General features: G+C 69.3%; 11 protein-coding genes. 8 read left to right on the plus strand and 3 right to left on the minus strand.

Annotation, left to right across the window (positions count from 1 at the left end; all coding sequences use genetic code 11):
* Nucleotides 1–2,528: glycosyl hydrolase family 95 catalytic domain-containing protein (locus H613_RS26765; protein ID WP_035738244.1), on the minus strand; the 2,528-nt coding region annotated here is incomplete at its 3' end.
* Nucleotides 2,529–2,700: 172 nt separating this feature from the next.
* A complete protein-coding gene (locus H613_RS0115015) occupies nt 2,701–3,468 on the minus strand; it encodes a FadR/GntR family transcriptional regulator (protein ID WP_084546650.1) in 768 nt (255 codons plus the stop codon).
* Nucleotides 3,469–3,619: 151 nt separating this feature from the next.
* Here H613_RS0115015 and H613_RS0115020 point away from each other — a divergent pair, with 151 nt between their 5' ends.
* The 6 genes from H613_RS0115020 (at nt 3,620) to H613_RS26770 (ending at nt 11,155) form a co-directional block, all read left to right on the plus strand.
* Nucleotides 3,620–4,888 (plus strand): ABC transporter substrate-binding protein, encoded by a 1,269-nt coding sequence (locus tag H613_RS0115020; RefSeq protein WP_026924456.1) that lies wholly within the window; start codon nt 3,620–3,622, stop codon nt 4,886–4,888.
* A 4-nt stretch (nt 4,889–4,892) separates the two neighbouring features.
* Nucleotides 4,893–5,876, plus strand: a complete 984-nt coding sequence (locus tag H613_RS0115025; RefSeq protein ID WP_026924457.1) for a carbohydrate ABC transporter permease — start codon at nt 4,893–4,895, stop codon at nt 5,874–5,876.
* The gene (locus H613_RS0115030; RefSeq protein ID WP_026924458.1) at nt 5,876–6,703 is read left to right on the plus strand and encodes a carbohydrate ABC transporter permease; all 828 of its coding nucleotides are present in this window, start codon (nt 5,876–5,878) and stop codon (nt 6,701–6,703) included. Before H613_RS0115025 ends, H613_RS0115030 begins: the two co-directional genes overlap by 1 nt.
* A 1-nt stretch (nt 6,704) precedes the next feature.
* A complete protein-coding gene (locus H613_RS0115035; RefSeq protein ID WP_026924459.1) occupies nt 6,705–7,853 on the plus strand; it encodes a mandelate racemase/muconate lactonizing enzyme family protein in 1,149 nt (382 codons plus the stop codon).
* Between the two features lie 36 nt (nt 7,854–7,889).
* A complete protein-coding gene (locus H613_RS32405) occupies nt 7,890–10,295 on the plus strand; it encodes an RICIN domain-containing protein (protein ID WP_084546651.1) in 2,406 nt (801 codons plus the stop codon).
* 116 nt (nt 10,296–10,411) lie between these two features.
* Nucleotides 10,412–11,155 (plus strand): alpha/beta hydrolase family protein, encoded by a 744-nt coding sequence (locus H613_RS26770; protein ID WP_051393380.1) that lies wholly within the window; start codon nt 10,412–10,414, stop codon nt 11,153–11,155.
* A gap of 89 nt (nt 11,156–11,244) precedes the next feature.
* Here H613_RS26770 and H613_RS31725 read toward each other — a convergent pair whose 3' ends face one another.
* Nucleotides 11,245–12,960 carry an RICIN domain-containing protein gene (locus tag H613_RS31725; RefSeq protein ID WP_035738229.1) on the minus strand — a complete coding sequence of 572 codons (1,716 nt, stop codon included), beginning with the start codon at nt 12,958–12,960 and terminating at the stop codon, nt 11,245–11,247.
* A 292-nt stretch (nt 12,961–13,252) separates the two neighbouring features.
* Between H613_RS31725 and H613_RS0115055 the strand changes: the two genes are divergently transcribed.
* Together H613_RS0115055 and H613_RS0115060 are read left to right on the plus strand one after the other, a co-directional pair.
* Complete coding sequence (locus H613_RS0115055) at nt 13,253–14,200, plus strand: carbohydrate ABC transporter permease (protein ID WP_211234839.1); 948 nt, start codon at nt 13,253–13,255, stop codon at nt 14,198–14,200.
* A 9-nt stretch (nt 14,201–14,209) separates the two neighbouring features.
* Complete coding sequence (locus tag H613_RS0115060) at nt 14,210–15,028, plus strand: carbohydrate ABC transporter permease (protein ID WP_026924463.1); 819 nt, start codon at nt 14,210–14,212, stop codon at nt 15,026–15,028.
* Nucleotides 15,029–15,038 lie beyond the last annotated feature (10 nt).

The following is a 15,038-nucleotide window of genomic DNA, read 5'->3' on the forward strand; positions in this document are numbered from 1 at the left end:
TGGATGAGCTTGGCTCCCGCGGCGGTCGAGGCGCCCTCGATGTCCGCGGCCTTCCCCGAGTGCTGCGCCACCAACCGATAGAACACCCCCGGCTCCACCACCGATCCCGCTCCCAGGGAGGTACCGCGGTAGGTGCGGCCCGACCGGACGGCGAACTCGATCAGGTCGTATTCGAGCTCCTCGGCCTCGACCGGCCCGCCGTCGGACTCGTCGACCAGTTCGTAGTCGCCGGTGAACATGCCGCTGCGGACCCTGACGGTGCCGTCCCGGTCGGGCCGGAGGGTGAACTCGTCGATCCGGCCGCCGCTCCAGACGGCGCCGACCGTGTGACCGCCGCGCCCGCGCAGGCCCGCCACGCTGCCCTCGGGCCACGCCGAAGGCAGGGCGGGCAGCAGGTGCAGCTCGCCGGTGTGGCTGTGCAGCAGCATCTCGGCGATGCCCGAGGCCGCTCCGAAGTTGCCGTCGATCTGGAACGGCGGGTGCAGGTCGAACATGTTGGGCGCGAGCCGCTCGGGCGTCAGGAGATCGCCGATCAGGTCGTGCGCCCGCTCGCCCTCCTCCAGGCGCGCCCAGAAGTTGATCTTCCACGCCAGCGACCAGCCGGTGCCCGCGTCGCCGCGCAGCTCCAGGGTCCGCCGGGCGGCCTCGAACAGCTCCGGCGTGCCGCGCCTGGTGATCTGGTTGCTCGGGTGCAGGCCGTACAGGTGCGAGACGTGCCGGTGGCCGGTCTCGGGCTCGATCCAGTCGTAGAGCCACTCCATGATGTTGCCGCGCGACCCGATCCGCATCGGTGCCAGCCGGGCGCGGGCGGCCTGGACTTCGGTCCGGAAGTCGGCGTCCACGCCGAGGACCTCGGCGGCGCGGTCGCAGCCGTCGAACAGGTCGCGCAGGATCTGCATGTCCATGGTGGGTCCGGCGCACACGCTGACCCCGGAGTGGTGCGCGAGCTCGGGCGAGTTCGAGGGGTTGGTGACGAGCCAGCCGAGGTTCGGCTCCTCCACCAGGGTCTCCAGGAAGAAGCGGGCCGCGCCCTTCATCGCCGGGTAGTGCTCCTGGAGGAACCGCGTGTCGCCGGTGAACCGGTAGTGGTCCCAGATCAGGCTCGCCAGCCACGCGCCGCCGGTCTGCCACATGCCCCACAGCGCTCCGTCGACGACCGAGCTGCCGCGCCATCCGTCGGTGTTGTGGTGGGTGACCCAGCCGTCCGCGCCGTACTGGGCGTCGGCCACTCGCGCGCCGGTCTCGGTCAGGTCGCCGACCATGTCGAAGACCGGTTCGAGGCATTCGGCGAGGTTCGTCGAGTCGGCCGGCCAGTAGTTCATCGGCAGGTTGGCGTTGAGGGTGTACTTCGAGTCCCACGGCGGCGTCATCGACTCGTTCCAGAGGCCCTGGAGGTTGGCGGGCTGGGAGCCCGGGCGCGAGGAGGAGATGAGCAGGTATCTGCCGTACTGGAACAGCAGCGCCGAGAGCTGCGGGTCGTCGGTCGAGGCGTGCTGTGCGATGCGGACGTCGGTCGTCTGGTCGGCGGCCGCGGTACGGCCGAGGTCGATGGTGGTGCGCTCGAACAGCTCCCGGTAGTCGGCCACGTGCCGGTCCCGGAGGTCGTCGTACGCCGTGGACCGGGCGCCGTCGAGACGGCCCCAGGCCACGCCCCGGTAGTCGCCGCCGACGTTCTGGTAGTCGACGTAGCCGGTGCCGATGGAGACCAGCAGTGTCACGCTGTCGGCGGCCGATACCCGCAGCGTCCCTCCGGAGCTGCTCACACTTCCACCTTGGGCCACGGCGCGGGCGAGCGCCAGGAAGCGCACGGCACCGGGGACGCCCTCGAAATCGCCGGACCTGCCCTCCATCGCGATCGTCGTGCTGTCGGGGCTGGACGCGGAGGCGCGTTGCGGGGTGCCGAACGATGCCGAGAAGGAGATCGAGCCCGGCGTCTCGGCGGTGAGGCGAACGGCGATCACCTGGTCGGGCGCGCTGGCGATCACCTCGCGCCGGTACCGCACGCCGCCGGCGACATAGGTGACGGCCGCGGTGGCGGTGGTGAGGTCGAGCCGGCGTTGGTATTCGGTGACGCCGTCCGCGCCGGGGAAGGCGATGGAGAGGTCGCCGACGGTCTGGTACGCCAGCTGTCCGGCCGGATTCCCCAGCATGGTCCGGTTGATCAGGTCCTGCGCCCGGCTCCACTGGTCGTCGAAGACCAGCTGCCTGATCTCTTGGAGCGCTTCGGCGCCCGCGGGGTTGGCGGAGTCGTACGGCCCGCCCGCCCAGAGCGTGTCCTCGTTGAGTTGGAGGCGTTCGGTGCCGGTGTTGCCGAACACCATCGCGCCGAGTCGGCCGTTGCCCACCGGCAGCGCCCGCAGCCAGTCCGACCCGGCCGGTTCGTCGTACCACAGCGCCAGGTCGTCGGCGGCCTCCACCGCTGGAGGCGCGGCCGACGCGGCGCCGGGGGCGGAGGCCCACTGGAGTGGGAGCGCCATGGCACCGGCCGCTCCGTACTGGATCAATCGCCTTCGCGGCAGTGCTGCCATGTCGATCCTCCGATGTGGCCGCCGATGCGGCCGTCGCACTTTGTATCGACGACAGTCTATAAAGATTGGATCTATAGAGTCAAGTATGCGAATATATACCTGTAATAAAGTACTTCTGGAGGCGCAAACGAGTCGATACATCAGACCTATGGCTCGACGTCGCGCCGCGGCGTCAGCGCGCGAGCCGGTCGGTCCCGCGTCCACTTCGGCGGACGATCCAGGCCTCGGTGATGTGGGTGAACATCGCTTCGGCGGCGCCGTCCGGATCGCGAGCGGCGAGGCGCTCGTAGACGCGGCGGTGTCCGCGGTTGGACGCCACGCACAGGGTCCGCTCGGTCCGGCCCACGTACCGGGCGGTGTTGACCGCCTGGCTCTGCAGCGATCGCACGACGGCTCGGGCGATGCGGTTGCCCGAGGCCCGCATGACGGTGTCGTGGAACTCGCGGTCGTGTTCGTGGTAGGACGCCGTGTCGTCGACGAGCCGGTCCATCTGATCGACCAGCTCGCACAGGCGGTCGAGCACCTCCTGATCAGCCACTCGGGCGGCGACGTTGGCCATGTCGGACTCCAGCAGGCGCCGGGTGACGACGAGGTCGTCGAGGACTGTCAGGTCCTCGTCCTCGTCGATGCTCGCTCCGAGGACGAGTTCGTCGAGCATGTTCCACGAGGCCGAGGGCAGCACCGTGGTCCCGGTGCCCTGGCGGATCTGGACCAGTCCCTTCTCCTGCAAGCTCTTCACGGCCTCCCTGACGACGGTCCGGCTCACCGAGAACGCCTGGCACAGCGCCGGCTCGGGCGGCAGCGCGCTGCCCGGCGCGTACTGCCGATGGACGATCCGCTGCACCAGCTCGGCGGTGACCGCCTTGGCCAGGTTCGTCGGCCGACTCGCCCACGCGGGGGGCGCGAGGTCGCCTGTGCCGGATTGCCGCAATGCCGCCATGTTCTCCCTACCCGCCTTCCGTCGCAGGCAGGAACCCCTGACCTGCTCGATCAGTATACGTCATTCCATTGACATAAGACGTCATACGAGTTATGTTCACGGCAGCAGTAGCGCCGGGCGACCGGCCACCCCCTCTGGAGAGTGATCCGCAATGAAGCAGCGAGCACTATCGGCGATCGCCGTGGCCACGACACTGGTGCTGGCCGGCTGCGGCAGCGCCGCCGACCCCGGCTCCGAGTCCGAAGGCTCGGCCGACAAGCTCGTGGTCTGGGACTGGAAGTCCGGCGACGAGGCCGCGGCCTCCTACATCGAGCAGGCGAAGGACGACTTCGCCGAGAAGCACCCCGACGTCGAGGTCGAGTTCGTGGCCCAGCCGTTCGACCAGTACTACAACCTGCTGGGGACGGCCATCCAGTCCGGCGAGGGCCCCGACGTCATGATGTTCAACGGCGGCGGCCAGATCCGGGACCGCGTCGACGCCCTCGTCCCGCTCGACGACTACGTCGCCGACGACCGGGACCGACTCGCCGGATGGGAGGCGTTCGGCCAGGACGGCCACGTCTACGCGGCACCGGTGACCTTGCAGGGCCACCCGATCTACTACGACAAGACCCTCTACGAGCAGGCCGGCCTCGACCCCGAAGCCCCCGCGACCACCTGGGACGAGTTCCTCGCCGACTGCGACACGATCGCCGACGAGACCGGCGCGACGTGCTTCGCGCAGGGCAACAAGGAGGGCTACGGCATCCAGTTCTGGCTCTCGGGGCTCGGCTCGGGAGTGCTGACCGACACCGAGTACGAGGACTGGATCGCCGGAGAGCGGGACTGGACCTCGCCGAACGTGAAGCGGATCTTCGAGTCGTGGCAGGAGGCCGGAACCTCCGGCCGGTTCAACGACGGCGCGAACTCGACCGCGATGTTCAACGACATGTTCGCGGTCTTCGAGTCCGGCGAATCGGCCCATGTCATCGGCCTGATGTCGGACGTCGGCCACTGGAAGGACTTCGCCGAGTTCCTCGGCGCCGAGAATGTCGGCGTCATGCAGGCCCCGGTCGTCAACCCCGAGTCGACACCGAGCCTGCCCTACGACGGCGGCATCGGGTACGGGGTCGCCGAGTGGACCGAGGACCCCGCGCTGGCGGCGGACCTGGTCCGGTCGCTGACCTCCACCGACGCGCTCACCGCCTTCTACGACGATGCCGGAGCCATCGCCGCCGACACCACGATCGACACCTCGACCGCCGGACCGGCCGTGGCCGACCTCGTCTCCTGGCTTCCGAGCGGCCGTCCGGCCCTGCACGTGGCCCTGTCCTCCGAGACACTGGAACTCATGGGACGGCTCTCCCAGCAGCTCCTGAGCGGATCGGTCACTGTAGACGACGCACTCGGCCAACTGGCCGAGAGCGACCAGGCGGGCTGAGGGCATGCCGATCGGAAGCCCGCCCTCCTCGGTCCGCGCCTCCGCTCTCGGGCGGATCGAGGGCCGGGAGGGCGCACCGGCGCGCCGCGCCGCGCCGAGATCGCGGCGCGGACGGGCCTCACGCCGCCCCCGCGCCGACCGCCTCGCCCCGTACGTCCTGATGGCACCCGCGGTGCTCATCATCGCCGGGCTGCGGCTGTACCCGCTGGCGCTCGGCGTCAACTTCTCCTTCACCGGCGACGGCGACCGGAACGGGCAAGCGGTCGGGCTCGACAACTACGCGGCCCTGTTCGACGACCCGCTGTTCCGCCAGGCGCTCCAGAACGTCGGACTCCTGGTCCTGCTCCTGCCGATCGCGGTGGCGATCCCGGGCCTGCTGGCGACGTTCATCTACCTGCGCGTGCCCGGCCACCGGATATATCGGAGCGTGTACTTCTTCCCGGCCGTGCTCTCGCCGGTGATCGTCGGCGCGATCTTCAATCTGCTGCTGGCCTACGACGGCACGGCCAACACCGTGCTCGGACTCGTCGGCCTCGGCCCGGTCGACTGGCTCGGCGATCCGGACACCGCCATGGTCACGGTCGTGGGCGTCCACGTGTGGGCGACCTTCGGCATGGCGCTGGTGGTGTTCCTCGCGGGGTTCGCCACGCTGGACGCCGCGCTCGTCGACGCCGCGCGGATCGACGGCGCCTCGCTGCCGCAGGTCGTCCGGCACGTGATCGTCCCCGGCCTGTCCCGCACGATCCAGTTCGTCTTCGTGACCACGATGATCGGCCTGCTGACGTCGATGTTCGGCCTGCTCTACGTCATGACCAGCGGCGGTCCGGAGGGCTCGACCTACTTGCCGGAGTACTACATCTGGGTCCAGCAGGGCCAGATGAACCGGCCCGCGCTCGCCTCGGCCGCCTCCACCGTCCTCTTCGGCATCATGCTCGTGGTGGGCCTGCTCCAGATCGCCGTACTGCGCCGCGCGGGGAGGGAGGACTGATGTCCCGCAACCGGATCGGCAGATGGCTGATCGCGGTCCCCATGGCCGCGTTGGCCCTGGCCACGATCTACCCGCTGGTGTTCACCGCCAATGTCGCCTCCAAGACCCGGCACGAGTACGTCCTCGACCGCTTCTCGGTGGCCGAATCGCCGCGGTGGGAGAACTTCGGGGCCGCGTGGAGCGGCGCCGACATGGAACGCTACTTCCTCAACTCGGTCATCGCCGTGGCCGGAGCGGTCGCGCTGCTGCTCCTGATCGGATCGATGGCCGGATTCGCGCTGAGCCGCTTGCGGTTCCGCGGCTCGCGGGCGCTGTTCCTCGGCTGCCTCGCGGCCCTGTTCATCCCCTTCCAGGTGATCATGGTGCCGCTCGCCCGCGTCATGGGGCAGATCGGCCTCATGGACACCTACCCCGGACTGATCCTCGCCTACGTCGCGCAGTTCCTGCCCTTCACCGTCTTCCTCATGACCAGCTACTACACGGGCATCCCGGCCGAGATCATCGATGCCGCCAGGATCGACGGCAACTCGGTGTACGGCGTCTACCTGCGGATGATGCTGCCCCTGGGCAGGCCGGCGCTGCTGTCGGTGGGCATCCTCAACGCGCTGTTCTGCTGGAACGACGTGCTCATCGCGCTGCTGATGATGCCCTCGGCCGAGCACCGCACCCTCATGGTCGGCATCACCTCGCTGCGCGGCCAGTACTCCGACGACATCCCGGCCTTCGCCGCCGGGGTGCTCATCGCCGCGCTCCCGATACTGCTGCTCTACCTCTTCTTCCAACGCCAGATCACCGCCGGCGTCACCGCCGGCTCCACGAAGGGGTGACATGAAGATCACCGGGTACCGCACCCTGACCACAGTCCAGGAATGGGGACGGCCCGTCGGCGACGCCAACGGCGTCATCGCCGACGGACGCGTCGCCGTGCCGATCGTCCTGGTCGACACCGACGAGGGCGCCACGGGCATCGGCATCGGATCCCATGCGGGGCTGGAGACGGTGTTCGCCGCCATCGACGGCGAGGACCCGCGCTCCACCGTCGCGCTGTACGACCGCATGCTGCGGCACACCTTCAAGGCCGGTCACGCCGGAACCGTGTTCGGGGCCGCCGGCGCGCTCGACACCGCTCTGTGGGACATCAAGGCGCAGGTGGCGGACGAGCCGCTGTGGCGCCTGCTGGGCGGACGCGACCGGACGGTCCCCGCCTACGCCTCGGCGCTCGACATCGGCCTGGACGACGAAGAACTGGCCGACGCCTACCGCCGCTACGCCGAGCGCGGCGTGCGCGCGGCGAAACTCAAGGGCGGCCTCGACGTCGAGCGAGACCGCACCCGGCTGACCCTGGTGCGAGAGCTGCTCACCGAGGCGGGGCGCGGGAAGCGCCCGAGCCTGATGCTCGACGCGAACGAGACCTGGACGCGCAAGCAGGCGGTCCGCCACGTCGAAGCACTCGAGCGCACCCTCGACCTCACGTGGGTGGAGGAACCCGTGCGGCGCTGGGACGCCGAGGGACTGGCCGCCGTTCAGCGGGGCGTGCGAGCCTCGGTGGCCAGCGGCGAGAACCTGACCGGCATCGAGCAGTACCGCCCGCTGCTGAAGGCCGGCGGGCTCGACGTCGTCCAGGCCTCGGCGGTCTGGGGCGTGACCCATTTCCTGCGGGTCGCCGCCCTCGCCCACGCCCACGACCTTCCGGTCAGCCCCGTGGGCAACACCCCGGTCGGGCTCCTGCACGCGGCGACCGCCGTCCCCAACCACATCGCCAGCGAACTGCAGGATCTGCTGCCGCCGGTCGGCCTCTCGGTCGACCTGCGCATCGAGGACGGGTCCTTCGTCCTCGGCGACGCCCCGGGCCTGGGCATCCGGGTCGACGAGGAGAGGATCGCCGCGCTCGATCCGCCCCCGAGCGCTCCCGGCCCCCGCGGGCCGGGTGTGCGCCCCGAACGCGCCGGGCAGCGGCTGCTCGACGACGACAACTGAAGCACCGAACCGCAACGACGCACGAGAGGAAAGGTCATGCGACACTCACCCCCCAAATACGGACGCGCGCCCGCTCTGGCGGCCGTCGGCCTCCTGGCGGCCGCCGGATCACTCGTCGGCCTGGGCGCCGCCCCGGCATACGCCCAGGCGGCCGAATACACGCTCTTCGTCGCTCCCGGCGGTGACGACGACGGCCCCGGCACCGTCGAGCAGCCGCTGGAGACCCTCGAAGAGGCACAGGAGCGGGCCCGGCAGGCCGCCGCCTCCGGCGACGGCGATGTCGAGGTCAACCTCCTGGACGGGACGTTCCGGCTCGATTCCCCCCTGCGGTTCGACGAGGCCGACTCCGGCCGAGGCGGGCACACCGTGACCTGGCGGGCCGCCCCCGACGCCGAACCCGTGGTGACCGGCGCCCGGGCCGTCACCGGCTGGGTCCTCGACGACGCCGCCGCGGGAATCTACCGGGCCGAGGTCGGCACCGGAGCCGAGACCCGGCAGCTCTACGTCGACGGCGTCCTGGCGCAACGCGCCCGCCTCAACCTGTCCCCTTCGGACATCTCCCTGAACGCCGACGGGTTCACCGTCCGGAACCCGAACCTCGGCTGGCTCTCCTCGCTGCCCGACCAGCGGCGCCTCGAACTCCTGGCGCACCTGACGTGGAGCACCCGGATCACACCGGTGGACCACATCTCCGGCTCGGCGGTCACCATGCGGCAGCCCGCCTGGGACAACAACACCTTCGGATACGACACGATCCAGAACCCGTACGTGGGCCCGCGCTTCTTCCTGGCCAATGCCAGGGAGTTCCTCGACGAGCCCGGCGAGTGGTACCTGGACACCGACGCCGGAACGCTGTACTACAAGCCGCTGCAAGGCCAGGACCTCGCGAACGCCAGTGTCGAACTGCCGAGGCTGGAGTCGCTGGTCGAAGTCGGCGGCACCTACGACCGGCCGGTCCACGGCCTCCGCTTCGAAGGGCTGACCTTCACCGGCACCACCTGGCTGCACCCGAACTCGTCCGACGGCTATGCCAACCAGCAGACCGGCACCTTCATCACCGGCGTCCAGCCCACCCGCCCCGCCGACGCGTTCGACTCGTGCTCGCGCGGCTGCTACGGATTCGAGGGCTCCCGCAACGGCTGGTCGCAGACCCCCGCCGCGGTGCAGGTCTCGGCGGCCGAGGACATCGCCTTCGAAGGCAACACCTTCGTCAACCTCGGCTCGATCGGGCTCGGCATCGGCAACGATGCCAACGCGCACGCCACCGGCGTCGGCCTCGGCGCCCATGACGTCGCCGTGGTCGGCAACACCTTCACCGAGAGCGCGGGCGGCGGCATCGTCGTCGGCGGCATCCGCCCCGACGCCCACCACCCCTCCGATCCGCGCATGACCAACAGCGACATCGTGATCAGCGACAACAGCATCTACTCGACGGCGCTGGAGTACCTCGACAACGACGCGATCCTCGCCACCTACGTCACCAGGCTCACCATCGAGCACAACTACATCGCCCACATGCCTTACAGCGGCATCGGCGTCGGGTACGGGTGGGGCGCCAACGACGCCGGCGGCAGCCAGGAGTACCTGAACCGCGGCCTGTACGACTTCCAGCCGATCTACGACACGCCGACGACCCTCACCGACGTCCACATCGTCGGCAACCACCTGGTGGACACCGTGAACACGCTCTGGGACGCGGGCTGCATCTACACGCTCTCGGCGCAACCGAACAGCTCCGTCGAGGGGAACTTCTGCGACGGCACCGGCCAGCTCGGCATGTACTTCGACGAAGGCTCCCGCTACCTGGACGTGACCGGCAACGTCATGATGAACACGGCAGGGCAGTGGGCCCACGCGAACATCGCCGGAGGCCACAACACCGGCGACCTCACCTTGACCGGGAACTACTCCACCAGTGCGGACATCACCGGCATCGTCGACGGCGAACGCGGCAACACCGTCCGGAACAACACCGTCTTCTCCGTCGGCAACATACCGGCCGGGGCCGCCCAGATCATGGCCGCCGCGGGCCCGAGCGACGGCGGCCCGGCCCCCGCCTCCGGCGAACTGCTCGGCGTGGGTTCGGGCCGGTGCCTGGACGTGCCGAACCAGTCGACCGCGAACGGCACGCAGGTGGAGATCTGGGACTGCAACGGCGGGTCGAACCAGCAGTGGACGTATACCGATGCCGGTGAGCTGCGGGTGTACGGGAACAAGTGCCTGGACGCCGAGGGCGCCGGGACGGCGGACGGGACGCTGGCGATCATCTGGGACTGCCATGGCGGCACCAACCAGAAATGGAACCTCAACGCCGACGGGTCGATCACGAACGTCCAGTCCGGACTCTGCCTGGACGTGGAGGGCTACGGCACCGCCAACGGGTCCCTGGTCCACCTGTGGACCTGCCACGGCGGCACCAACCAGCAATGGAACCTCGCATGAGGTCCGCGGACCGAACACCGCGCCCGTGTGAACGAGCGTAGGGCCGCGGGTCGGCCGGGCGGGACTCGCGCTCGCCCGGCCGACCCGCACCGTCGGCCGTGCTAGCTTTACGCCTCATGCACTCCTTCGACTTCGAGCACCGCGGCCGCACGCTCCGCGGTGTCCTGCACCTGCCGCAATCGTCGCCGTCTCCGGCCGTGGTCCTGTGCCACGGGTTCTCCGGCACCCGCGTCGAGTTCGGCTACATGTTCGTCCGCCTCGCGAAGCGACTGGCCGAGCGCGGCATCGCCGCCTACCGGTTCGACTTCGCCGGGTGCGGCGATTCGGACGGCGACTTCGCCGACCTGGCCGTCTCCGACCAGGCCGACCAGGCGCTGGCCGCGCTCGACGCGCTGGGCCGCCACTCCGGCATCGATCCGGACCGGCTCTCGCTCATGGGCATGAGCCTGGGCGGCCTGGCCGCGTCCCTGGCCGCCGCCGCTCGCCCGGTCCGCTCCCTGACGCTGTGGGCCCCGGCCGCCGTCGCCGTCGACCGCGCGGTCCTCCAGCATCGGCGGACCGCGATCGCCGAGCACGGCTACGACGAGCTCTACGGCATGCCGGTCTACGAGCGCTTCGTCGACGACGCCGAGGCGATCGACGCGTTCGAAGGCGCCGCCGGGCACACCGGCCCCGTGCTCCTCGCCGGAGGGTCGATCGACGACATCCTCCACCCGGCGATCCTCGACGGCTACCGGCGGATCTACGGCGACCGGCTCGAACAGCACGTGCTCGACGGTGTCGGCCACGGTTTCGAGACCGTCGCCGCCCGCGAGCACCTGCTCGAGCTCACCGAGGCGTTCATGCGCCGCCACGCCTGAACCGTTCGGGCCGAAACCGAGGGAATCCGCCGCCTGAGCCCTCTCCGGGCTCAGACGGCGGATTCCTCAATGCTCGGACGCGGCCCGGCTCACTCCAGCGACCACTGCTGGTTGGTGCCGCCGTGGCAGTTCCAGAGGATGGCCCGTGCGCCGTTGGCGGTGGAGGCCTCCTCGACGTCGAGGCACAGTCCCGACTGCTGGCCGACGACGGTGCCGTCGCCGTTGAAGGTCCATCGCTGGTTGGACTGGCCGTTGCACGGCCAGATGATGACCGGGGTGCCCGCGGTCGTCTGGCCCTCGTAGGCGTCCAGGCACATGCGCGACTGGCCGGTGTAGACGCTCAGCTCGCCGGAGGCGGTGTGGGTCCAGGTCTGGTTGGCCTGGCCGTTGCAGTCCCAGATGTTGAGCTGGGTGCCCTGAGCGGTGGACGATTCGGGGACGTCCAGGCACTTGCCGGACGCGGCCGAGCGCAGCCGGCCGCTGTCATCGTTCGATCCTCCCCCTCCCGGGGTGAGGACGAGGCGGTAGGCGCCGAGGTAGTCCTGGTCGTTGACGGGGATGCTGACGCTGCCGCCGTTGACGGTGAAGGTCCGCGTCCACACGTGGGTCGCTCCGCCGACCGGCGTGGTCCGGCCCGAACCGGGCACGTACTCCAATGTGGCGCTCACCTGCGAGCCGAGGCCGCCGATGCCGTCGACCTGGATCGTGTTGTCCCCGGCCTCACCGGCGAAGACGACGCTCACCTCCTGCGCGCCGGCGTCGTAGGCGGCGACGGCGTCGTTGTAGGCGGTCGGGGTGACGTCGACGATCTGCCCGGACTGCTCGGCGTACCACTGGTACATCCAGTACGAGGCGGTCGGCTGGTTGTCGTGCAGCAGGCCGTTGAGCGTCCCGGCCTCGAACCAGAAGGCGCGCTCGGCGTCGCGGACGCCCTCGCGCTCGAACTGGGCGATGTAGTGGTTGACGCTTGAGGGCACGTCGATCTCGTCGGGCGTGGCGTACTCGTTGATCGAGATCGGCAGCGGCCCGATGCCCAGCTCCCGCTCCAGATCGCGGTAATCGCGGATGTGCTGGGCCACGCCCTGCCATCCGGACAGCTCATGCCAGGAGATGACCTGCGGCACGGTGCCCGAGGCCTTGGCGGCGGACAGGAAGTTCCGCATCCGGTTCTCGTCCCAGTGCGACTCGCTGGGGCCCATGATCGGTGTGGTGGCGTCGGAGGCGCGGATCCGGTCGTAGGTGCGGGCCCAGCCGTCGTTGAAGCTCCCCGCCGAGCCCGGCCAGGTCCAGTCCGGCTCGTTCCAGATCTCCCAGGCGGTGACGTTGGTGATGTCGGGGCGGGCATCGAGGTCGGCGATCATCCGGTCGACGCGGCCGAGCCAGTCGTCCCAGCCCTCCCAGTTGTAGGGGAAGCCGCTGAACGAGTCGGCCATGTCGACGGTGATGTCGGCTCCGGCGGCCATCGCGTTGTCCGCGATCAGGAGGGTGTCGCCGATACGCGGTTGGTCCACGCCGTTCGGAAAGTGGTCGTGGTTCGGCGGCGGCTGCCGCAGCGTGTTCAGGTCCAGCGGCATCAGCAGCTCCACCGGAGGCGTGTCCGCAAAGGCCAGCCCGTAGAGCATGCCGTTGCCGACCTGGCTGACCGGGCGGATCGGCGAGGAGGCGTCCACTACCAGAACGCTCTGGGTCGAGACCTGTGCCTGCGATGAGGCGGCGGCGCCGAGCAGGGACGCCGTCACGGTCACGGCCGCGGCCGCGGCGCCGAGGAGGCGCCATCGGCGTCGTGTGAGGGGGGTGGTGCTCATCAAGGTGTTCCTTTCGTACGGGACTTGTGGAGGACCGCGGGAGGCGCGGCGTGCCGGAGGCCTCCGGCAGTCGAAGCGTGAAAGTTAGCGCTAACAGTTTCACACTGTAAGTCAAGACATAGACGAACGTCAAGGTCTGTGCCTCTGGCTCAGATATCGGCAGGTTACGGCCGGGAAATGGGTATGCACAACCGCTCGCAACGGAAATCTCGATGCCGCCTTGACACGAGCGAACCGTGAGCGCTAACATTCGGTGGCATTAATCCGACCCCTACACGACGAGCCAGGTGCCATGCAGACCCTTCACGACATCGATCGGCCACCGCGGCCGACGGCCGCCCCCCGCGTGAGGCCGACGCGGCGCTGGAACCCGAAGACGACCATCGAGGCCTACGGGATGCTGGTCCCGAGCATCGTCGGCTTCGCGGTCTTCCTCATCGCACCGATCGCGGTGGTCGTCGCCCTGAGCTTCTACGACTGGAACTTCCTGTCCGATCCCGAGTTCGTGGGCCTCCAGAACTACCGCGACCTCGCGGGCGACGACCGGGCCCTCCGGGCGATCGGCAACACCTTCTACTACGTGCTGCTCAACATCCCCGCCCAGACCGTCCTGGCCCTCCTCCTCGCCCTGGCGCTGAACGCCAAGATCAAGGCCCGCAACGCCTTCCGCGTCGTCTACGTCCTGCCGTGGATGGCCATGCCGGTGGCGCTCGGCGTCATCTGGCGGTGGCTGTTCGACCCGATCAACGGTGGGCTGAACAAGTTCCTCGCCCTGTTCGGGATCGACGGCCCCAGCTGGCTGACCGACTCGGCCTGGGCGATGCCGGTCATCGCCTCGGTCAACGTCTGGCAGTACACCGGCTACACCATGCTGTTCTTCCTCGCCGGGCTCCAGGCCATCCCGAGCCAGCTGTACGAGGCGGCCGACGTGGACGGCGCCTCGAAGGGCTACCGGTTCTTCAAGATCACCCTGCCCCTGCTGCGCCCTGCGATGCTGTTCGTGCTCATCACCAGCGTCATCGGCTCGTTCCAGGTCTTCGACACCATCCACGTCATGACCGCGGGCGGCCCGGCCGGGTCGACGGCGACCTTGAACTACCAGATCTACCTGGAGTCCTTCACCCAGCGCAACGCCGGATACGCCTCGATGCTCGCCGTGCTCCTGTTCGCGATCATCGCCGCCATCACGCTGCTCCAGGCCCTGTTCCTCAGCAAGCGCACCGTCTACGACTTCAGCTAGGAGCCCGCCGTGCCGAAGAAGATCCTCCTCTACCTGGTGCTCCTGGCCGGAGCCGTGGTCTCGGTGGGCCCGTACCTGCTGACCCTCAACGCCGCCTTCAAGTCCAAGCAGGAGATCCTGACCTCCGAGCCGTGGGCGCTCCCCTCGAACCCGATCCTGTCGAACTTCGCCGAGGTGTGGAGCCGCTACGACTTCGCGACGTTCGTGCTCAACTCGGTGATCGTGGCGGTGGCCGTGACCGTCGGCCAACTGGTGTTCTCCACACTGGCGGCCTACGCCTTCGCCAGGCTCGAGTTCCCCGGGCGCGACGTGCTGTTCTGGGCCTACATCGCGACCATGATGGTCCCCCAGATCGTCACCCTGGTGCCCACCTTCCTCATCGTGCGCGAACTCGGCCTGGTCGACACGCACCTCGGCCTGATCCTGCCGTTCGTGTTCGGCTTCCTCATGCCCTACGGGGTGTTCCTGGTGCGCCAGTACTTCAAGACCATCCCGGCCTCGATCGAGCAGGCCGCCCGCATGGACGGCGCCGGCACCTTCACGATCCTGTGGCGGGTCATGATCCCCATGGCCAGGCCGATCCTCGGCACCCTCGCGATCATCAGCTTCGTCAACACCTGGAACAACCTGCTGTGGCCGCTGATCATCACCCACTCCGAGTCCACCAGGGTCATCACGCGCGGCATCGCCCAGATGCAGTCCCAGTTCAACCAGGAATACCACCTGATCCTGGCCGCCTCCGTGATGGCACTGCTCCCGCTGGTGGTCGTCTTCCTGACCTTCCAGCGCCACATCGTCCGCTCGATCGCCCTGAGCGGCATGAAGTGAGCAGGGCGAA

Origin of the sequence: Glycomyces arizonensis DSM 44726, assembly GCF_000482705.1 — a bacterium.
Taxonomy (GTDB): Bacteria; Actinomycetota; Actinomycetes; order Mycobacteriales; family Micromonosporaceae; genus Glycomyces; species Glycomyces arizonensis.